General features: G+C 55.2%; 15 protein-coding genes. 6 read left to right on the forward strand and 9 right to left on the reverse strand.

The annotated features are described in order from the left end of the window. Positions 1-13: 13 nt before the first annotated feature. The 5 genes from GXP52_07985 to GXP52_08005 all read right to left on the reverse strand — a co-directional run bounded on the left by GXP52_07985 (position 14) and on the right by GXP52_08005 (position 8,869). The gene (locus GXP52_07985; protein NOY87221.1) at positions 14-1,354 is read right to left on the reverse strand and encodes an HD domain-containing protein; all 1,341 of its coding nucleotides are present in this window, start codon (positions 1,352-1,354) and stop codon (positions 14-16) included. Between the two features lie 29 nt (positions 1,355-1,383). Next, positions 1,384-1,944 (reverse strand): FHA domain-containing protein, encoded by a 561-nt coding sequence (locus GXP52_07990; GenBank protein ID NOY87222.1) that lies wholly within the window; start codon positions 1,942-1,944, stop codon positions 1,384-1,386. Beyond that, positions 1,945-4,737 carry a hypothetical protein gene (locus tag GXP52_07995; protein ID NOY87223.1) on the reverse strand — a complete coding sequence of 931 codons (2,793 nt, stop codon included), beginning with the start codon at positions 4,735-4,737 and terminating at the stop codon, positions 1,945-1,947. 99 nt (positions 4,738-4,836) lie between these two features. After that, a complete protein-coding gene (locus GXP52_08000; GenBank protein ID NOY87224.1) occupies positions 4,837-6,651 on the reverse strand; it encodes a TIGR04442 family protein in 1,815 nt (604 codons plus the stop codon). 121 nt (positions 6,652-6,772) lie between these two features. Next, positions 6,773-8,869, reverse strand: a complete 2,097-nt coding sequence (locus GXP52_08005; protein ID NOY87225.1) for a hypothetical protein — start codon at positions 8,867-8,869, stop codon at positions 6,773-6,775. Between the two features lie 142 nt (positions 8,870-9,011). Here GXP52_08005 and GXP52_08010 point away from each other — a divergent pair, with 142 nt between their 5' ends. Next, complete coding sequence (locus GXP52_08010; protein NOY87226.1) at positions 9,012-10,112, forward strand: alcohol dehydrogenase catalytic domain-containing protein; 1,101 nt, start codon at positions 9,012-9,014, stop codon at positions 10,110-10,112. Positions 10,113-10,128: 16 nt separating this feature from the next. On the opposite strand, the gene GXP52_08015 is transcribed toward GXP52_08010, so the two are convergent. Genes GXP52_08015 through GXP52_08025 form a run of 3 tightly spaced genes read right to left on the reverse strand, consistent with a single transcriptional unit; the run spans position 10,129 to position 13,812 of the window. Further along, positions 10,129-11,418 (reverse strand): FHA domain-containing protein, encoded by a 1,290-nt coding sequence (locus tag GXP52_08015; GenBank protein ID NOY87227.1) that lies wholly within the window; start codon positions 11,416-11,418, stop codon positions 10,129-10,131. Position 11,419: 1 nt separating this feature from the next. Continuing rightward, positions 11,420-12,013 carry a fuculose phosphate aldolase gene (locus GXP52_08020; GenBank protein ID NOY87228.1) on the reverse strand — a complete coding sequence of 198 codons (594 nt, stop codon included), beginning with the start codon at positions 12,011-12,013 and terminating at the stop codon, positions 11,420-11,422. A 26-nt stretch (positions 12,014-12,039) separates the two neighbouring features. Next, entirely contained in the window at positions 12,040-13,812 is a 1,773-nt protein-coding gene (locus GXP52_08025) for an aldehyde ferredoxin oxidoreductase family protein (protein NOY87229.1), read from the reverse strand. A gap of 137 nt (positions 13,813-13,949) precedes the next feature. Between GXP52_08025 and GXP52_08030 the strand changes: the two genes are divergently transcribed. Beyond that, on the forward strand, positions 13,950-15,233 hold the full coding sequence (locus tag GXP52_08030) for a polysaccharide deacetylase family protein (GenBank protein NOY87230.1): 1,284 nt from the start codon (positions 13,950-13,952) through the stop codon (positions 15,231-15,233). A 31-nt stretch (positions 15,234-15,264) separates the two neighbouring features. Here the strand turns inward: GXP52_08030 and rmuC are convergent, their stop codons facing one another. Then, positions 15,265-16,524, reverse strand: a complete 1,260-nt coding sequence (rmuC, locus tag GXP52_08035; protein ID NOY87231.1) for a DNA recombination protein RmuC — start codon at positions 16,522-16,524, stop codon at positions 15,265-15,267. A gap of 792 nt (positions 16,525-17,316) precedes the next feature. On the opposite strand from rmuC, the gene GXP52_08040 reads away from it, so the two are divergent. The 4 genes from GXP52_08040 to GXP52_08055 all read left to right on the forward strand — a co-directional run bounded on the left by GXP52_08040 (position 17,317) and on the right by GXP52_08055 (position 20,250). Beyond that, a complete protein-coding gene (locus GXP52_08040; protein NOY87232.1) occupies positions 17,317-18,255 on the forward strand; it encodes an ADP-ribosylglycohydrolase family protein in 939 nt (312 codons plus the stop codon). Between the two features lie 309 nt (positions 18,256-18,564). Next, the gene (locus GXP52_08045; protein NOY87233.1) at positions 18,565-19,170 is read left to right on the forward strand and encodes a hypothetical protein; all 606 of its coding nucleotides are present in this window, start codon (positions 18,565-18,567) and stop codon (positions 19,168-19,170) included. Between the two features lie 385 nt (positions 19,171-19,555). Further along, complete coding sequence (locus GXP52_08050; GenBank protein NOY87234.1) at positions 19,556-19,918, forward strand: type II toxin-antitoxin system RelE/ParE family toxin; 363 nt, start codon at positions 19,556-19,558, stop codon at positions 19,916-19,918. Beyond that, the gene (locus GXP52_08055; protein ID NOY87235.1) at positions 19,918-20,250 is read left to right on the forward strand and encodes a helix-turn-helix transcriptional regulator; all 333 of its coding nucleotides are present in this window, start codon (positions 19,918-19,920) and stop codon (positions 20,248-20,250) included. Before GXP52_08050 ends, GXP52_08055 begins: the two co-directional genes overlap by 1 nt. Positions 20,251-20,589 lie beyond the last annotated feature (339 nt).

Genomic DNA, 20,589 nt, shown 5'->3' on the forward strand with positions numbered 1-20,589 from the left:
CACGATATATTACCTAGGTTGTTATTTCCTTGACCTCGGAACATATTTCCCCGATCACACCTTCCCGCTCCAGACTAAGGAACACTTCCACGACCGCCGGGTCAAACTGCGCGCCGGAGTCCGATTTCACCCTGCTTACGGCTTCCTTATGGCCCAGTGCCGATCGGTAGGCTCGGTCCGAAGTCATGGCATCAAACGCATCGACCAGATTGATGATCCGGGATGGCAGGGGAATATCATCGCCTTTCAAACCATCCGGGTATCCGGTCCCGTCGAAATGTTCATGGTGGTATTTGACATAGAATCCCGCCCGTTCAAGAGAAGACATGGGACCTAATATGCGCGCACCGATTTCGGGATGGCGTTTCATGTTAAACAGTTCGCTATCCTTCAGGGGCCCGGTCTTGCCCAGGATATTCCCATCTATTCCTATCTTCCCGATATCGTGCAGGATGGCCGCCATCTCGAGGTTCTTCTGGTCATCGCCGCCCATTTTCATCCGTTCAGCAATGGCGTGGGAGATCCTGCCCACCCTCTCGCAGTGCCCCCTCGTATAAGCGTCCTTGGCTTCAACAGCGGCTGCCAGGGATCTGATCGTCTCCCGAAAATTCCTCTCTTTTTCGCTTCGAGTCTCCTGAATCTGTCTGACCATCTCGTTGAAATGCCTGGTAAGTCTTCCCACTTCGTCTCTTCCCTGCACATCGACGTGCACGAGGAAATTCCCAAATCCGACAGCACGTACCGCCTTGGCCAACATCTCAATCTTTTTGACCTGAACCCCGGCCAGAAAAAAAATCGCCACAATTCCCAGGGCGGTGACCGCGAACAGGGGAAGCAGAAGACCCTTGAGGGTCTCCTTCATTGCGCTGTAAATATGTTCTGCGCTCAATCCAACTACCGCCTTGCCTACTGTGACATCCTCGGCCACTATTGGCGCGACAAACTGAATAATACCGGGGGCGGCTGGGGGAATTTGGTCAAAGTCAATAATATTGCCCGTTTTTCCCTGGGTCGAATGGTAAACAATCTTTCCCTGATGGTTCACAAGATAGGCGTAACGAACGTCCTCGTCGAGAAGCGTGGACTCGGTCGCCGGGCCAAGACGAAGGTCATCCGATGCGAGGAGAGGGTCTGTAGCGTTTACCGCCAGGTTTTCCGCAAGCGATTTGGCCCTCTTCTGGCTCTCCATGGAAAGAAAGATCCACTCGTAACGCACAAGGGAAACGGCGATAACCCCGGAAAGGAGGAGCAGAAGAAGTGAGAAAGAGAGAGCTACTTTAAAACGCAGGGAAAACAGAAAGGGCACACCTTCCGTCGAAAAGAGGCCTTTTGCCCGGGCATTCACGCCTGGCACAATGTTCTTCTTATCACGCTCCAAAGGTTTTATTCCTCCCTGTTTACTGCGAGCGTTGTGTTCCCGATGGTAAACGTATCACCAAAATTCAGCCGGGCTGTGAGGACCTTCTTTCCACCCACGAAAGTTCCGTTTGTGCTCTCCATGTCAATGAGAAACAGATATTCATCGAAGATCCTGACCTGACAGTGTTTCCGGGAAACCTCAGAATCGTTGATTACAATATCAGCCTCGCTCCTCCCCAACGAGACCGCAGGTTTGTCAACGAGATAGACGTCACCGCCGGGCAAGGTCGTCAGAAAATATTTTTTCCCCTCCTGGAGATGGGGTTTTTCCCGGGAAGCTTCACGCAAAAGATCCGTCACCTCGCTCCTGCTCTGATCAACCTCCTGAAAATCGTAAGACATGGTCTGGCTGTAATCCACCCCGGGGGGGTCCATAAGGTTTACGGAAGAACTGCCGCCTCCTCTCCTGGGTGGTATCAGAATATCCTGACCGCAGTTGGGGCAGCTCAACTTCGTTCCCCTGGCCGGGATCTTTCTATCGGCCACCTGACAGGGAGTCTGGCAGTTGCTGCAGGTTATTTTCATCTATCGTCGCCTGTATACCGGCATCTTAACCACGGAAAAACGCTTTCCATCGTATTTAAAAACTCCCTGGTCCGTATGAAACCACTTGTTATCCGACAGGTCCACAGCAATCACGGGAACAGAGCGTCCAAAAAATCCCTGGTCCGGACCGAAAACCACCCATTTTTTCCCATCAAACCGGGCGATTCCGCTTTCCCTGGTTCCGATCCAGACATTCCAGCGTCCGTCAACGGCAATGGCGGTCACCCTGTCGGAAGGAAGACCGTCAAGATGGGTAAAGACCCTGATCACCTTGTCGCGAAAACTGGCTACCCCCTTGTCCGTAGCGATCCAGAAAACTCCGTTGGCATCGATGGCCAGCGCGTTCACATTGTCGTCCGGAAGACCATCCCTGGATGTATAGACCTTAAAGGAATTGCCGTCAAAACGGGCCAACCCCTTGTCCGTGCCGAACCAGAGATGCTTTCTCTGATCCACGACGATACAGTTGATAAAGTTGCTCGGCAAACCATCGCCGTAATCAAAGGTTACCCAGTTCTTCGCGCCATCGAACTGGGAAACACCTTTATCGGTTCCGATCCATTTAAAGCCCAGATGGTCAACCGCGATGGCCCGGACAGAATTACTGATGAGGCCGTTGTCCCTGGTGAAGTTCTTCCTCCTCTTGTTAATGATGTTTACTCTGAAAAGCCCCTCATCGCCTCCGACCCACAGGAAGTTTCCATCCAATACGCTGGGAAAGATAAACACTCCATTGGTGTTGTCTCTCCATAGACCGCTTGCCACTGTGTAACTGGCGGTTTTAACTTTTTCGTGGTTCCCCGCCCTGTCCACGGCGAAAAATCTGATTGTGGCTTTGTCACGGAGAATCAGCGGAACGGTATACTGAGGGGACCCGTCCGTGGGTTCCGTACCGTCCAGGGTATAACGAATAATCGCGTTTTCCTCGCTCTTCAGCTCCAGGGTTATGGGGGGATTATATTGACCCGGCGCTGGATAAGAGATGGTGTTGGGCGGCTCGGAATCGATGGTATATTCGGCCATCTGGATCCCTTCCCTGTTCCCGGCCGCATCCTCGGAATAAAAGAATATTTTTCCGCTTTGGCTCAGTACGAAGGGTCCGCCATAAATGGAGAACTTCTTATTTACTCCCGTTCTGATGAATATTCTGCCGCCTTTCTCGGATTTCAGGGATACACTCACAGGCCTGTTGTATATTCCGGCCGGCGGATCAACGGTGGTTGACGGAGGTGTCTGATCAAATGTGTATTTTTCGACTTTAACCGCCTCCCTGTTGCCGGATTCGTCAACTGCGAAAAACTTCAGAACAGTATCCCGGGCTACGGGAACAGGGTTTTCATATTCCGGCGAGGCGTCGCTCGGGGTGCTTCCGTCAGTGGTGTATCGAATGACAGCATTATCCTCGGTCTTCAACACGACGAGGATAGGCCCTGAAAACATCCCTTCGCCGGGGTCAGCGGAGGTAACCGGCGGTGTCCGGTCCAGAATATAGCGCTGGCTGACAACATCACTACGGTTGCCGACTTTATCCACAGCGAAGTAGGATAAAACAGCATTCCTGGTCACATTGATGGGGCCACGGTATCTCGATGACTGACGTGTTACCGAACTCCCGTCAAGTGTGTAGAAAATATTCGCCGGTTCGGACGTTTCCAGTTTAACCCGGATTCTTCCCGAATAATTGCCTCCCTTCGGGCGCGGCACCACAGTGGGCGCAGTAGTATCGATGATAAATTCGGCTGTGGCTGTTTCTCCCCTGTTTCCAGCTTCGTCCACCGCAAAATATTTAAGGACCATCGAACGGTTCAGTTTTATGGCACCATGGAAAATTGGTGACGAGGGACCTGGTTCACGTTCACCGATCTCGTACCGGATCGTTCCCTTCTCATTGGATGACAGGGTCACATTAACCGCGGTTCCATAGGTCCCCGGATGAGGCTCCACTTTAACCTTGGGGGGAACGGTATCGATCACATATCGTTCCTCACGGACATTTTCCTTGTTCCCGGCGCCATCAACAGCAAAAAAACGCAGAACCCCGCTGCGTTGAAAGGTGATGGGTTTCAAATAGGCACGGGACCGGGAGGTAGGCCGGCTTCCATCGAGCGTGTAATGGATCCTGGCCCCCTCTTCACCAACGAGGGAAACGGTGACGGGACTGTTGAACAGTCCGCCGGACGGATCGGCGATGGTCACAGGCCTGGTAGTGTCGATAAGGATATGGTAAATCTCCGTCCTGACCGCCTCCTTGTTTCCCGCCTTATCCATGGAGAAGAATTTAAGCGATGTATCCTTTTTTATTCTAAGGGGCTTACCGTAGACAGGTGAGCCTTCTCCGGGGACACTTCCATCAAGGGTAAATCGGGTGACGGCATCCTCTTCGGTGGTCAGGCGGATGGATATCGGATGGTTGTACTTACCCCCCTTCGGACGGGCAGCCGTAACGGGAGGCTCCGTATCCAGGCGCACATGAAAAATCGAGGTCTGTATCTCCGACCGGTTGCCTGCCCGGTCGGCGGCAAAATAACGAACCTGAGCGTCATTCCGCAAGGTGACGGGAACGATGTAGGGCATAGGTTCCTGATCGCCGATGGAATAGAAAACGACGGCGCCCTGCTCGGTGGTAAAAACCAGGGAAACCGCCTTATTGTAGGTTCCGGGGGGAGGTTGGATGGAAACGGCCGGAGGGGTTCTATCAAAAGGAAAGAACCGGGCAACGACAGCCACAACTGCCAGAAGAATGGCCAGGAATAGAAAGACCTTGCCTCTCATTATCCGGTCCCCCCGGTTCGGGCACTACCATCGAAAAACTCATCGTCAAGGGTGCGTGGTTGGGCCTCGCCAACACCAGCCATCAGCATAACCTTTTCCTCATGGGTTGCTCCTCCTGATCCGATCCATGGCTCCATCCTCCAACCTGTATTGAACCTGGAACTCCCTCTCGAGTTCCTCGACCCTGATGAGATCCAGGCCGCTGGAACGGATAAACTCCTCCCGGACCTTGGGGTTCATCCCCTTGACCGCCCTGGGAAGAACCGTGTTGACGTAAACACGTTCCATTTTCAGATCATCAAGGGCTTTTCGCAGGAAGGCATCCGGTATGCCGGACCTGACGAAGCCCCTGGATGTCAACATCTTCTTTACATCTCCGACGAAGGCATTCTCCTCGTCCGCACCCCGGAGTGAACGCCCGAATTTCTTCAACCACCGGTCCATGGCAGCTTTGACGATATGGTATTCCTTCTCCTCCCTTGTGAGGGTCTCAAGGGAGATAACCAGGTCATGGAGCGAAAGATCACCTGTGGCTATTTTTCCGAGCCCCGAGGAAAGGGCCTCGATCTTTTTTCTGCCGGTGTTGGGGAGAAAGGGGTTTTTCAGAATAGGGTTCAGGAACAGCTCGCGAAAGAGGCCATCCTGTATTTCCTCAAAAATCCTGCGATTGGCCAGGAGGCTTCGGGCCCGTTCCAGTGAAAGCTTCTCCTCCTCGTGGAAAGCCATCCGGTTGACCATATTATAGACCGTATCGAACCTGTCGAAGTAGGTGATAATATTTCCGAACTCCTCGAGGATGGTCGGGTTCTCCATCCTGGTACTGAGATCGTCGCACTCCTTGCCAACCTCGATTAATATTCTATCGAACGCGGAATCGCGATTCTCCAGAGCGGAAAGCTTTGTCTTCAGCAGGCGGATAAGGTCAATCCTCTCCAGATGAACACCTGTCCGCCGGGTCCGGAGCAATATGGTTTCCAGTACGCCTCTGGCCTCAATGAGATATTCCGGCGCCTCGGTCGTCATGATTTTTTTGTCACCAAGGAGTTTTTCATCCAGTACGTTCAGGAAGCTATCCGGGATCCCCTTGCGGAGTGCCAAAGTCCTCAATCGAGATATCTTGGCGCTCTGGTCGAAGCGGATCTCCTCTCCTCTCCAGATTTCAGCCAGGACGGATCTGTACTCATCTATGACCTGTCTGTTCTCGTTGTCCCGAAACATGATATCGATCTTTATGCGCTCCTGAGAATAGGGATCGATCCTCAGCCGGTTCGCCAGATCCTGCAGGATGGTCTGCTCGTCTTCCCCGATAGCGTGCGAACGGGAATAGAGTTCCTCGTACTTGACGTAGAAATCGCGATGAGACTGGTTCACAAGTTTCAGCAAAAAAAAGGCCGTTCCCAGTTCAGACCACTTATCGTTCAGTTCCTCCGCTATTTTCGAGTCATCGCCGTCCAACGCGAGGGGAAACCTCTTGAGGGATCTACCAAGAACCTTGAGGATCTCCTCCTGTTGTTTCCTGAGAACTGTGCGGTGGAAAAACTGTATGAAGAAGTAATAGTTGAAGACGGTGTGCCCGCGGAGGAAGATATCCTTGAACGATTCGTATCCCGAGGTATCCTTTGTGAACCGAATACCGGGAACCCCGTCGTGCCGGGCCCCGAAAAGAACAAGACGGTTGACTACATCCGCTTTGACAAGATCTTCAACCGGTTCATCGACACCGAACATATAGGGACAGAAACTGCCCCCATTGCCGGTGTGGGAAATCCCGTCCGGGCTGATAATAAACTCATTGCCGCCGCTGAAAAAGCGGTGCCTGGCGACGACGCCTTCATCAAGCACCTCGTGAAAATAATGGCTCCCCAGTCCAAATCCGCTTAGCGTCGCATAGAATTCTTTGTCCGGTCCAGCCACCCCATGGACCCTGAAATCCTTTATCATCGGGAAAATGTTATATTATTTTGCCGGGGATGTCTTGTGTTTGTTATGTAGCTCCATCGGGGACGCTCGCGCCTTCACGCCCTGACAGGCTCTCCTAAGGTAATTCCTCCTTGACCCAATGGTCCCCCGTAAATCGGGCCACTCCGCCCCGGGTCGCAACCCAGATATCTCCGTCGACATCCGGGGTGATGAGGGTAATGGCATCGCTCGGCAACCCGTCCTTCTGCCTGTAGCTTCTCCAACCGGTGCCATCAAACACTGAAATACCATCAGGTGTGCCGCACCATACGTTCCAATGGGAATCCAGCGCCACGGTACGAACCTCGTTTCTTATCAGACCGCTTTCCCTGGTGAAGTTATGCCACTCCGACCCCGTGAATTTTGAAAGGCCTTTCTTTGTGCCGAACCACTTGTTTCCGAGAGCATCCACGGCGATGGCCAGGACAGTATTGTCCACAAGCCCGTCCTTCTTTTCGAGGATCTCCAGGACGACATTCCTCTTGATGTGGGCCACCCCATTTTTTGTTCCGGCCCACACGGAGTTGTCGATGTCCACACCCAGGCTGATGACCTCTTCGGACGGCAGCCCCTGTTTTTTTCCGATATGGAAAAATCCGCCCCTCTTCTTCATGACGGTGATGCCCGCCTCGGTGGCCACCCAGAGGTTGTCTTCCTCATCCAGGACCATATCGTTGATTGTATTTCCGAGGAAACCCTCCCGTTGGCCGACAAACTGCTGCGAACCCGATCCGACCGTGTAGACAACCAGACCCGCTTCGGAACCCATCCAGAATGTATGACCGTCGGTTACGCTGGGCAGAAGGAACACCCCCCGTGCGTACTTCCGCCACACTCCATTGATAAATCGGTATCGATGGGTTTGGACAGCTTCTTCATTGCCGAGATTGTCCACGGCGAAGAGCTTCAAAACGGTGGGGACCTTGAATGTCAGGGTGTTGGAATAGACGGGGCTGTTCATGTCCGGGGTACTCCCATCCAAAGTGTAATGGATGGCTGCTCCTTCCTCGGTTTCCAGCGTAACGGATACGGGCGGCCTGTATTCGCCCCCCGGGGGCGTTACTTCGGTTTCCGGGGGGGTTGAGTCGAAGGTGTATTCCGCCGTTTTAACCTCCTCCCTGTTGCCCATCCGGTCCACTGAAAAGTACTTTATGATGGTGTGGTAATTCAGAACGAGGGGAGCATTATAGACATGGGAATCAACGCCGGGGTCGGATCCATCCAATGTGAAGTGAACGACTGCATCTTCCTCGGAGGTCTCAATCCTGACAGTCAGCGGTGGAACATATAGGCCCGGTGCGGGGATCGTCCTGGATTCCGCTGGAACGGTATCAACCACATACTTTGCAACATGGATCTCGCTGCGGTTGTGTGCCCGGTCAACAGCGAAAAACCTCAGAACGGTATTACCCTGAATAGGGAAAGGATTTTCATATTTAATTGATTTTTCAGTGGGCTTTGATCCGTCAAGTGTGTAGTAGAATTCGCATTCCTCATTGGCCTCAAGGTGAACCAGGTCGCCGATTTTATACTCCCCGGGGGAGGGCGCAACGGTGGGCTCCGGCGGTGTCGTGTCCACAATCTTTTCGGTGAGGCTGAAACTATAACGCTCGGATCTTACAGGCTCTCTTGTCCCATCGCTTCCCATGGAGAAAAATTTTAAAACGGTATCGTTGGTCAGAAGGATAGGCGATGTAAACACAGGGCTGCTCGTATCCGGGTCCGAACCGTCTATGGTGTAATAGAGGGCAGCCCCGGCCCTGCCTTCCAGTTTGACCCAGACGCCTCTGGAAAAATGCCCCCCCGGGGGATTTGCGACAGTCAGCAGACGGTCCTTCCGGGAGTCGGGCAAATCTATTCTATAAAAGGCCTCTTTGACGGCGCCCATGATCCCCGACACGTCCACGGTAAAATAGCGGATAACCGTATCTTCGCCGATGGTGACAGGGGACTTGAAGGCGGGAGACCTTACAGTGGGTTCGGAACCATCCAGTGTGAAATGGACCTCGGCCCCGGCGGGGACCGCAAATCTGAGAACGACAGGTTCGTGGTATGTTCCCGGCGGCGGGGTCAGGACGACACCCATTGATCGGGCATCCGGGATGCGGAAAATCCCTGTAAAACCAACAAGAATCAGGAAAACCAGAATGACAGGGCCACGACGTCGTTTCAAAATCGAAAACTCCTTCGGCAATATAATTTATGGACAATATGGTGATGATATTGAATATGCCCGGAAATGGCAATATTCTTCCCGTAAGTTCATTGCCCGAAACGCATGATCTGCTATAATTTCAACCATGACCATACAGACCATGAGAGCCCTGACAGTGACCCCCTCCACGGGTGAATTTGCCGTCAGGGATGTGCCGATGCCGATTTTGGAAGCCGACGAGGTTCTCGTCCGCATTACACGGGTCGCCTTTACCCGCAGGGACCGCCTCATCATGGAGAACCCGAAAGCCGTCTCCCCTGAAGGGTCAAAATACCTGATACCCGGCCATATCGCCGCAGGCAGGGTGGCGGAAACCGGATCCCTTGTAAAGAACCTTGCCGCCGGGGACCTCGTTGTCCCGACCATTCGCCGCGACTGCGACAAATGCATCGACGCACGCAGCGACATCTGTCCCCATCCGGACAAATACATGGATTCGGGGCTTATGAGAGCCCACGGTTTTGCGAGAGAGTTTATTGTCCTTAAAAGCCGTTATCTCATTAATCTGCCCGACGACCTGGAAAACCTGGCCCTGCTGCTTACGCCCTTAAGCGTGGCCGAAAAAGCCCACCGCGAGGCGGTTCAGATCCTTGAGCGGTACAACTTTTACTGTTTCCACAATGACGATCCTTTCCCACCCCGCACCCTGGTGACCGGCATGGGGCTGGTGGGAATAATGGCCGCTTTTCTCCTGTCCCTTTACAACTACCGGATAACGGTTTTCGGCCGCCGGGAGTCGGACGACTCCAGGTCCGCCGTATTAGACCCCCTGGACGTGGAGTTCATTAATACAGCCCGTGTCCCATTGGAAAGGTTGGAAAAGACCAGATACCATTTTAACCATATTTTCGAGACCACCGGAGACCCCTCCTACATCATGCGCACCATCCCGTTCATGGGCTTTAACGCCATTATGGTCCTAATGGGTATACCGGAAAATATCGCGGGAGAGACTCACCTGGATATAGAGGGTACCGCCCTTTTCAGCAGGATGATAGAAGGCAACCAGATACTGATGGGCAGTCTTAAAGCGGGCAGAGACGCATTCAACTCTTCCGTAAAACATCTGATCGAGCTAAGCGATCTTTATGGAAAACAGCTGGCAGGGCTTATTACACACACGTTTCCCCTGGAGGAATACCGGAAGGTCCTCGCCCTGGATTCGAGGGAAGCCATCCTTCCCGTTCTCGATCTGACCTGATACTATTTTTACCGGGTCAGTCCTTATCCTCCCCCTCGTCTTTTCCGTCCTGGGAGATGCCGTATTTTTTTGCCCGGTCAAAAAAGGTTGATTTGGGTATTCCCAGCCACTTGGCGGCCGCCCTGATGTTCCCCTCCGACTTTTCCATAGCGCGGGTGTAGTACATCCTCTCCAGATCCTCCAGGGTATGAGGGGTCGCCTCATCCGCCTCGCGGCCGGCCATGGGGTCATCCCCATCATCAAAAAAGATAAGGTCCTCCCTGTCTATGGGGCTGCCCCCCTTCAGTATGCAGGCACGCTCCAGAACGTTTTTGAGTTCCCTGATATTGCCCTGCCACGTGTGTCCCTTAAGCCTTTCCATGGCATCGGGAAGTATCTCGGACCGACCCATCAAAAAATGCTGCGCCAAAACAGGTATGTCATCCTTCCTTCGCCGCAGGGGGGGTACCGCAAGGGGAAGGACGAAAAGACGGTAGAGAAGATCGGCGCGAAAAGCCCCCTGTTCCACTTCCTTTTTCAGATGTCGGTGGGTAGCGGCCACCACCCGGACATCCACGCTGATACTGTTCTGGGAACCTACCCTTCTGATCTCGCCCGTCTCAAGGACCCTCAGGAGCTTCGGCTGGAGGCCAAGGGACAGTTCGCCGATCTCGTCGAGAAAAAGGGTGCCGCCATGCGCCTGCTCGAAGGCCCCTTTCCTGGCCGCAATGGCGCCGGTAAACGCCCCTTTCTCATGGCCGAACAGCTCACTTTCCACAAGGTCGCGCGAAATCGCTCCACAGTTGATGGCGATGAAGGGACCCGACGAACGCGCACTTCGATTATGGATGGCCCTGGCCACAAGCTCCTTGCCGCATCCCGTTTCACCCATGACCAAAGCGGTTCCCACGGAGGAGGCGACCTTGTCGATCATCTCGAACAGGCGAGCCATGGCGTCGGAACTTCCCACCATACCCTCGAATATCGCTCCATCCCCATGGGAAGAGCTCCCCCTGATCTCGGTTTCCTTGTCCCACTCGGATTCCTCCTGGGTCAGGCGGAGACGGTACGGACCTATGGTGAACTCATCGCCGCGGGAGAGAACGGCCTTTTCAATTCTCTCCCCATCGAGCCAGGTTCCGTTACTGCTCCGGTCCATAAGGGTGTAGCGGGTGCCCTGACGTACCAGGTTGGCGTGGTGACGGCTCACCGTCTGATGTGGAAGGATGATCTGATTTTTCCTGCCGCGGCCGATGCGTAACTGGGAGCTGCTCCCGATGTGATACCCTCCAAGGTACTGGTCGCCTTTATAAACATCGACACGCATTCTACCAGTCCCCATGCCCGTCATCATCCATGACCACCTCGGGTGACAGTCCCATGGCCAGGCAGCGAAGGAGAATATCGCACGACCACTCCAGCGAGTGGGAAATCTGAAGCCCTTCCTCGAGATTTCCGCCCGTCGCGAAGGCCCCGTGGCCCCTGATCATAACGATGGGGAAATTCTCGAGGAGAACGGGCAGGCCTCCCTCCAGTTCCTCAGAACCGATGGCACGTTTGGCCTGAAAAACCGGGACCCTCTTGAAATAGTACCGGCCCTCAACATCCACGGGCACGATATTGTCTCCCCTTAAAGAAAGGGCCGTGGCGGAACGCGGGTGGGAATGGACAATAGCGAGAGCCGAGGTGGAACGATAGATCGCCCTGTGGACATTGACCTCCGTGGACGCGATGGCGATTCCGCTGTCGTCCTGCTTAAGGTCGATCGGAACAAGATCGGAGGCGGAAAGTTCCCCCAACATCGCCCCACGGCGGGTGATTACCAGTTTGTCACCAATGCGAACGCTGAGATTGCCGCTATGTGAGTTGTTAAGCCCCCCTTGAAACAGGAGCCTTCCGATACGGGCAAATTCCGCTGTCAACCTGTCCCAGGATTCACCTTCCATTCTCATGACAGTCCCAACTCCTCTCTCTTCTCCCGGTCCGGAACTCCGCCCGGCCATCCTCTCCGGGCATAGTATTCTTCCAGCATGTCATCGAGCCTGACCACCTCGCCGGCGCAAGCCCCCTCCCCAAGGGGCTCGGACAGAAAACGCCGGGGGAGAGTATCCTGCTCCGGTTCAATCCCTCTTTCCACATTCAATATTCGTTCCAGATTGATTATTCTCTCCCCCGCCCGCATCATATCCTCCCCGGACATTTCCCATCCGGTGACGGCGGACACCATTCTGGACCAGTATTCCTGGGTCAGGGCAAAGGTGGCGAACCGGCAGGAAGAGAGGGAATCGGCCACCGCCCCGAAGTCCTGTGCCCTCGCGACATGCCCGCCTTTGCCCAGGACCTCCCGCCCCGAAACCTTCTTGGGAATGCCGAGAACCTCTCTGGCAATGAGGTATCCGCCTCTCAGATGGCAGCCGCCACGGCTGGATGTCGCGTAGGCCAGCCCCTGGCCCTGGACGCCCCGGGGATCATAACCTGGAAGTTCGAGACCCTTGACCTGCATGGAGTATTCCTCGGCCCCGGCTTTCCGGGACAGGGTACGGGAGCCCTCCGCCAGTTCATCGCCTTCGCCTTCCCTGGCCGCGATAAGGCCGATGGCCTTCAGGACGGCCTCGGAATCACCGAAGTTCAGGGATGATCTCCTTATATCGAGGCTGCCTAGTTCCATGGCGCAAGAGAGTGTCCCGCCGGTGGAGATGGTGTCCAGGCCCAGCTCGTTGCACAGGTGGGCGGCCCGGATGATAGCTTTCAGATCGGTGATATCGAGGTTTGGACCCAGGGCCCAAAGGCTTTCATATTCCGGGCCCTCGCCCCTGACACCGTCCACCTCGGTAATTCGGCCGCACCTTATGTAGCACCCCGTACATCCGCTCCGCCCAACGGTGAATTCCCTGGCCAGCAGTTCTCCAGAGTAGGCTTTCGATTCCCCCACAGCCACTCTCCGGAAGTTGGCCATTGGAAAGATGCCCGCACGGGTGCAGATGTTCACCAGCATGGGTGTGCCGAGGGCCGGAAGCGCCTTGGAGGTGACCGGATGGGCGCGAAGCCACCTGTTGGATTCCTCCAGAACCACTTTCAGGCGTCCCCGGTCATGGACCTTGACCTCGCCGCTCCCCATGACCACAATGGCCTTGAGGTTCTTGCTTCCCATGACGGCCCCAGCCCCTCCTCTGCCCATGGCCCTCATCCGTTCCGTCATGATGGAAGCGTAGCGTACAACACGTTCCCCGGCAGGCCCTATGACCGCCATCCCGCAACTTTTACCGTAGGTCCTTCCCAATTTCCCCAGGACTGTTGAGACCCTCTCGCCACGCATTTCCCCGGCCGGCAGCAGCTCGCCCCCGCTATTATCCACCTTGAGGATGGAAAGGCTTTGAGCCGCCCCGCGAATAATAAGGAGATCCCAGCCAGCCCTTTTCAGGGAGCGCCCCAGCCGGCCGCCGGAATTGGTGTCGAGGACGGTGCCGGTGAGGGGGGAAAGGGTGCTGAGGCTGAAGCGGTCACCCGAAGGAACCCCGGCTCCCGTTAATGGGCCGGTGGCAAAAATAAGGGGTGTATCGGAACCCAGGGGCTCCGTACCGGGACCTGTCAGATCCCTGAGGATAGCGGCGCCGAGCCCCCTCCCACCCAGAAAAAGCCGGACCCGGCTTTCAGGGAATTCGGTATTGAAGATTCGGCCCGTGGAAAGATCGATATCGAGGGCACGCCAGTGAGGGGACATAATTGGTTTCCAGTCTCGGGTTCCAGGTTTAATTCCAGGGTTTTTGACTTCGCAGCGCTCGGCCATTAGCACCGTTTTTCACTCTACTGCCTTTCCCCCGGCTTTTCAAGGACACCCGCCGGGAGACGATTGCCTCCTTGCCCCACCCGGTCCATTCTGCTATTCATCCCGGTATGGGAGAGAAAAAACAACACTGCATCTACCACCCCGACAGGGACGCGCGACGGCGCTGTTATCACTGTCTTTCTCCCATTTGTCCCACGTGCCAGCGTCGGGCCGGCGGCCACATCTTCTGTTCCTTTCGCTGCCAGTCTCTTTATCGGCTGTCCGAAGGATCGGTGCGCCTCAAACGCATGTTCCTCAGGGGAAGCCTTCGGCTCAGAAGGGTGGAAAGAGCCCTGGAGAAGGTGACGGGAAACGGCATCTTCAGGATCATCTATCTCGGTGTTCTGCTTCTTATCCTGGCCCAGACCGCGGTCCTGCTCCGTACCACCAGGGAGATCGGTGATCTCATGCGAGCCCCGCCCGTTTATTCATCCCCCGTTCTTCCTTCCCCTTCTCTTGCTCCGGCCGCGGGGTTGACCATCGAAATCCCCGTGCGACCCTTGGCGGCAAAAACGGCGGTACAAAAACCCAAGAGGGAAAACAGCTCCAGACCCATCTCCCTGAAGGCATCGGGATCCGGCAGGATTTTAATCCCCATAGGTGATTTGACCCGAGGTGATCCCCTGTCGAGGAAGGTCGCCATCACATTCGACGGAGGTGGACAGGGAAACGCGGCCAAGCGCATCCTCGACGCCCTGAAAACCAGGGGACTGAAGACCACATTTTTCCTTACCGGAGAGTTTATCAGGAGATATCCGGCCATCGTCCGCCGGATCGCCTCCGAGGGTCACGAGGTGGGAAACCACACGTACAGCCATCCGCACCTGACCACATATGCCGCCAACTATCGTCAGAATACGCTTCCGGGGGTCACCCGAAAGTTCCTCATATCCGAGCTAAAAAGGAACGAGGCCCTTTATGAAAAGGTTACCGGCAGGAAGATGGAACACCTCTGGCGTGCGCCTTACGGGGAACAGAACAAGACTATCCGGCGCTGGGCCTGGGAAGCCGGGTACCGCCACGTCTCATGGACCTACGATTCAAAGACGCACCAAAGCCTGGATGGGTTGGACTGGGTAAGCGACAGGAGTTCCGCCCTATACCTGAGCTCAGAGCAGATCGTGGATAAGATCTTATCCTTCGATCAAGGGACCGAATCCGGGCTCGGCGGCGGAATACTCCTGTTCCACCTGGGGTCGGAGCGAAAGGTGGATCCTTTCTATCCCAGGATCGGTGAACTGCTCGACCAGCTCAAGGACAGAGGGTACAAGGTAGTGTCGGTCGGTTCCATGATTGGGACGGTGGGTGGAGGATAGCAGAAGGTCCGGGGTCCGGCCGCTCTGACCCCTAGCTTCCATTCTCCCCTTCGTTATCCGTCAGCTCAGGAGCCTGCAGGTCTCTGGACCGTTTCTCCACGGGCTCTAAAGGGGTGATCTCCTTCATGCTTCCGGCGCTCATCTCGTTAAACCTCCTGGCCGAAACAAGGACCCGGCTCTCCATGGAAGATACCGCCCTGTTGTAGGAGTCCACCGCCTTATCCAGGCCCTTGCCCACTCCCGCGAAGTGGTCGGCGAGAACCCTCAGGCGGTCGTAGAGCTCCCGGCCGAGGTTCCAGATGGACTGGGCGCTTTCCGCCACCTTTTCCTGCTGCCATCCATAAGCGACCGCCTTGAGGAGAGCAATGAGGGTGGTCGGGGTCGCCAGGATAACCCGCTGGTCCACTCCTGCCTCGATGAGACCGGGATCCTTCTCCAACGCCGCGGAAAAAAAGTTCTCACCGGGTATGAACATGACCACAAACTCGGGTGACTGGTCGAACTGTTCCCAGTAGCCCTTTTCGGCGAGTTTTCTCATGTGGTCCCTGATGTGCCGGGCATGCCTTTTAAGCTGGGTGTCCCTCTCCCCGTCATCCTGTGTTTCCTGGGCGTCCATATAGGCCTCCAGCGGCGACTTGGCATCCACCACAATTCTTTTGTCTCCCGGAAGCCTGACGATGAGATCGGGGCGCAGCCTTCCGTCCCCGGTGTTCACCGACTCCTGTTCGATGAAATCGCAATGGTCCAGCATGCCGGCCAGCTCCACAACCCGCTTGAGCTGCATCTCCCCCCACTTGCCCCGGACAACAGGTGAACGGAGGGCCTTGACCAGGTTTCCGGTCTCCAGCCTGAGGTTCTCCTGGGTGCTGGACATCTGTCTGACCTGTTCCTTCAGTTCCACGTAGGCCTCCAGGCGGACCTTCTCGAGATCCTGGATTTTCGAATCGACCTTTTCCAGGGACTGTTTAATCGGGGTGACCAGATTCTCCACGGCCTGCTGTCTCTTCTCCAGTTCCCCCCTGGATTGGGATTGGACCTTTTCCAGCTCAAGCCTGGCCATCTCGAGGAAGGTTTTGCCGCTGCTCTGCAAAACATCGGAGGAAAGCGCCTTGAAGGTGTCGCTCAGGGTCTCCCTGGCCGTTTCGATAACCTTGAGGTTTTCCCCGGCTGCCTCCCTCTCGATTTCGAGGGTGGTTTCCAGGCGAACGATTTTCGTCCTGGCGATCAGCCAGGCAAGTATGGCGCCGGTAACGACACCCGCGAGGGCGAGAATTATGGCAGACAAATCCATGGGGCTTCTCCTTCTGGGAAAATAACTGCTCTCATCATAGAGGAGGAGGATGAGGAGTTCAACGAGGATTTCCCGTCCGGAAATTTCATGTTATTCTTCCTCAAGACCTGGTTCATCCGGCTAAAGCGCGCACCTTTATTATTTTGCTGTCATTGCGAGGACCCTGAGCTTGTCGAAGGGGACGCGGCAATCCCGGGCGGAGCTGAAAAGGTCAAAAGCTAATTCATCACAGTCACGCCGATGGCGTGATTTGAAGGTCACCCCACAGGGTTTTTAAAGAAAGGTTTTAAAAAACACGGTTCATCACAATAATGCGTACCTTACTGCATCTAAAGGCCTGATTTAACAGGGATGAAGGGGATGGCGGGGATAGGACAAACATCGTAAGCGCAGAGAACCTGAAACTCTGGACTTCGGCATCTGGGGCCCGCGGAGCGCAGCGTGCATCAGCGGCCAAGAAGCCTTTAAGTTCCTTTACCGCGGATGGACGCAGATGGACGCGGATAAGGCGCATCCCTCACCAAAGCCGTTGAGGCACTTCGGGTTGCGATGAAAGCTTGCTTTAATCTCAATCCGAAGTGCCTCAATCAGCCGATTTCAGAGAAATCCCTCTCCCCCTGGAGAGGTTTGGTGAGGGGGGTATCTTTTCCATGGACACCGGGGCTCTGAAAGGGGTTGTTCGGGAATTTATCCCCTCCATCCCCTTCATCCCTGTGAGAAAAGGTTCATGATGATTATCCGCTCCAGACTCCGACGAAGCTGAACAGGGAGCGAGCGTGAGAAAAGAGGAAAATGCCGAAAAACGGAATTGACCGCTACCGAGGCTGTCTTCTGGGGCTGGCCGTCGGAGACGCCTTGGGCGCGCCCCTGGAGTTTCAGGAGCCGGGAACTTTCACATCCCTTACGGACATGACGGGCGGCGGGATTTTCGGTCTCGAACCCGGACAGTGGACCGACGACACATCCATGGCCCTTTGCCTGGCGGAAAGCCTTATCGAGTGCAACGGCTTTAACGAGACCGACCAGATCGCCCGGTTCCTTCGATGGTATCGTGAGGGTCACCTGAGCAGCACCGGGAACTGTTTCGATATCGGGGATACCATCCGGGAGGCCCTCGAGAGGTATGAACGAACCGGCGATCCCTTCGCGGGTCCTACGGAACCGGATCGAGCCGGCAACGGTTCCATCATGCGCCTGGCGCCGGTGCCGCTGGCCTTCGCGGACACCCCATGCAAGGGAATCCATCTTTCGGGAAAAAGTTCGAGGACGACCCACGGAGCCCTCGCGGCGATCGATACCTGCCGTCTCCTCGGCCAGATCATTATCAGCATAGTTAACGGGGCGGGGCGAAAGGAACTTTTTTCCGGCAGCTCTTACCAGGCCCCGGAGGGATGGAAACTGGATCCGCCCCTTGTCCCGGAGGTCCAGGCAATAGCCGACGGTTCCTTCCAACGGCTCACACCGCCGAAAATCAGGGGAACGGGATACGCCGTCAAGTCCCTGGAGGCGGCGCTCTGGGCCTTTTACCACAGCACATCCTTCCAGGAGGGGGCGCGAAAGGCCGTCAACCTGGGCGACGACGCCGACACAACCGGAGCGGTGTACGGCCAGATTGCCGGGGCCTTTTACGGGGAGTCGGGCATCCCGAAAGAGTGGAAGGAAACCATCGCCCGCAAAGACCTGATTCTGCAGTATGCCGACAGGCTTTACGGCCTGGCCTGGGGGGAATAAGAGTCCAGAGTCCATCCACCTTCGCTCTGCGAGCTATGGCGGACAGGGAGTCCGGAGTCCAGGGTCTGGAGTCGCGAGTCCAGAGTCCAGGGTCCAGAGTCCAGAGTTGAAGAACGGCTCGCCGCGATAGGGCACATTATTTTACCACAGTGCAGCCCCTCGAAGGCTGCCCCACAGGGTTTAAAAACAGGGTTTCAGACCGCACTATCCAAAGCTGGTGTCAGAGCTCTTTGGTAAGCAGCGCGATGGCCCTCATCTTGCATTTCCATTCCTGCCATTTTGACCGGGACCTTGCACAGGAGGTCTGTCATGCAGGAGTCCGCAGGTACTATCACGAAGTTTCCCGGCAACGATTGGCTGGAGGATAAGCTCAGAGTAACTACCCCCGAAAGGACCATAGCCTTTATCCACGGTGTTATACGAGGCGCCGCTGCCAACCCGCTCGCCATTACCCAGGAAAAAATTCTAGGGGAAGCACTGGGAGATGTGGATGTTCGCAACCTGCCTCAGACTGACCGCGAGGAACTGAAGTTGGGCCTCCTCCACCTTTTGAGGGCGGTCCTTGGGTCAATCCAGTCACAGGACTTCTTCCCGGAGGCGGTGAATCCCGACTCGCACGCCGAGCCGGACGACTTCCGCGTATTGGAAAATGCGGCCGCCCTTTCGGAAGGATTCCTTAAGGGGTTCCGGCTTCGCAGGCCGCCCACCGGTGTCCGTCTGACCAACGCCAACTCCTGGTTGAGGGATGTGAAGAAGGAAGGCGAGTGGTGCAGGATGATGGCCGGTGATTCCATTCTGTGGACAAGGACCTTCCCTGATGCACCGTCCAGATCGCAGGTCGCCTGGGATGCACTGTCCTGGATCGAGGAGTGCATGGGCTGGGTGGCACTGTATGCGCGGATGGATCTGAATTAGCCTACCCGGCCTGACACCAGGTCATCCTTGCTATAGTTATCAGCTGCTGATGCACGCTGATTTTCGCTGATAGATCTAACCAAAAGGTCCTGGTCTATTCTAAACTTCGCGAAACTTCGTTAACTTGTGGGCAGTTGGCTCTTGACCTGCGCGTAAGCAGACACAAAAGCGAAGACGGGACCCCGGCGGAACGCATAGGAAAACCTGAGGATCTGGGCTTTGACCCCAGCAGATCTCAACCGAGACGAAGAAATGCCCCTTGGCCTTCCTTTTGCACTGTCCGGTGCATGAGAGTCGTCCGTAAAAAAGCTTGCGATGATATCGCAGAATTGCGATTGACTTGGTATTTCAATTTTGCGATAATTCCAGAATCAGGTATTCCCTGATGCCTGAGACGAAAGTCATTCTCTTCGTCGAGGCAGACGGTACCTGCCCGTTGCTCCACTGGCTGGACAGTTTGCCTCCCAAGATTCAGGACAAGTGCATTGTCAGGATAGAGCGGCTTGCCGAAATGGGTCATGAGCTTCGCCGGCCGGAGGCAGACTTCCTGAGGAACGGAATTTACGAACTGCGGGCAAGCTATCAGGGGATCCATTACCGTATGCTCTATTTCTATTATGGAAAGGCGGCTGTTATCTCTCATGGAATGATCAAGGAAAAGGCGGTGCCGGGACTTGAGATAGAACTGGCAATTAAGCGCCGAACGATGTTCGTGACTGATCCGGTGACGCACACCTTCAAGGGATGATGATAGTGAGCGGAAGAAAAAAAACAGATAAGGCGATAAAGATACTTCACGACCGTTACATAGGCGATGATGCGGGGCGTCTGGCATCTCTGGAAAAAGAACGCATAAGTGCCCAGATGGCTCGGATGATATACCGGATGAGAGCGGAAGCGGGCCTGACCCAGAAGCAGCTGGCCGAACTGGTGAACACGACCCAGTCGGTCATCAGCAGGCTGGAGGACGCCGACTACGAGGGGCACTCCCTGTCCATGGTGAACCGCATCGCCCAGACCCTCGACAGACATTTTACGGTTCAGCTGGTGGAGCGAAAAGCAGGGAAGGGAAAAAGATAGTAGCAAGTATAAAGTTGATGACTTCGCAAAAAGTCATCAACGCGCCCATTGAAGGGCGCCCAAATCAATGACTTGCGATAGTGCCTCTGGCGCGATGGCCTACGGATTGAGGACTCAAATACAACTCGCCGCGAATATCGGTTATATCGACAAGGAAACGGCTGGAAAGCTTGTCGATCAGAGTATCGAAGTGAGTAAAATGGTAAAAGGGTTGAGAGTGAAGATCAGTTCCTAGTACCTGGTATCTGGTGCCCAGGAAAATCAGTCCCTAGTACCTGGTGCCTAGTTGTTAAATGCCACAACATAGCTAACAGAAAGCTGTGCCACAACATCGCTAAC

Source organism: Deltaproteobacteria bacterium, from assembly GCA_013151915.1.
Classification (GTDB): Bacteria; BMS3Abin14; BMS3Abin14; order BMS3Abin14; family BMS3Abin14; genus BMS3ABIN14.

What these genes read in the sequence shown, in the direction of transcription:
- GXP52_07990 (NOY87222.1), bottom strand. Translation starts at nt 1,944, where the DNA reads ATGAAAATAACCTGCAGCAACTGCCAGACTCCCTGTCAGGTGGCCGAT.
- GXP52_07995 (NOY87223.1), bottom strand. Translation starts at nt 4,737, where the DNA reads ATGAGAGGCAAGGTCTTTCTATTCCTGGCCATTCTTCTGGCAGTTGTG.
- GXP52_08010 (NOY87226.1), top strand. Translation starts at nt 9,012, where the DNA reads ATGAGAGCCCTGACAGTGACCCCCTCCACGGGTGAATTTGCCGTCAGG.
- GXP52_08015 (NOY87227.1), bottom strand. Translation starts at nt 11,418, where the DNA reads ATGCGTGTCGATGTTTATAAAGGCGACCAGTACCTTGGAGGGTATCAC.
- GXP52_08025 (NOY87229.1), bottom strand. Translation starts at nt 13,812, where the DNA reads ATGTCCCCTCACTGGCGTGCCCTCGATATCGATCTTTCCACGGGCCGA.
- rmuC (NOY87231.1), bottom strand. Translation starts at nt 16,524, where the DNA reads ATGGATTTGTCTGCCATAATTCTCGCCCTCGCGGGTGTCGTTACCGGC.
- GXP52_08040 (NOY87232.1), top strand. Translation starts at nt 17,317, where the DNA reads ATGCCGAAAAACGGAATTGACCGCTACCGAGGCTGTCTTCTGGGGCTG.
- GXP52_08045 (NOY87233.1), top strand. Translation starts at nt 18,565, where the DNA reads ATGCAGGAGTCCGCAGGTACTATCACGAAGTTTCCCGGCAACGATTGG.
- GXP52_08050 (NOY87234.1), top strand. Translation starts at nt 19,556, where the DNA reads ATGCCTGAGACGAAAGTCATTCTCTTCGTCGAGGCAGACGGTACCTGC.
- GXP52_08055 (NOY87235.1), top strand. Translation starts at nt 19,918, where the DNA reads ATGATAGTGAGCGGAAGAAAAAAAACAGATAAGGCGATAAAGATACTT.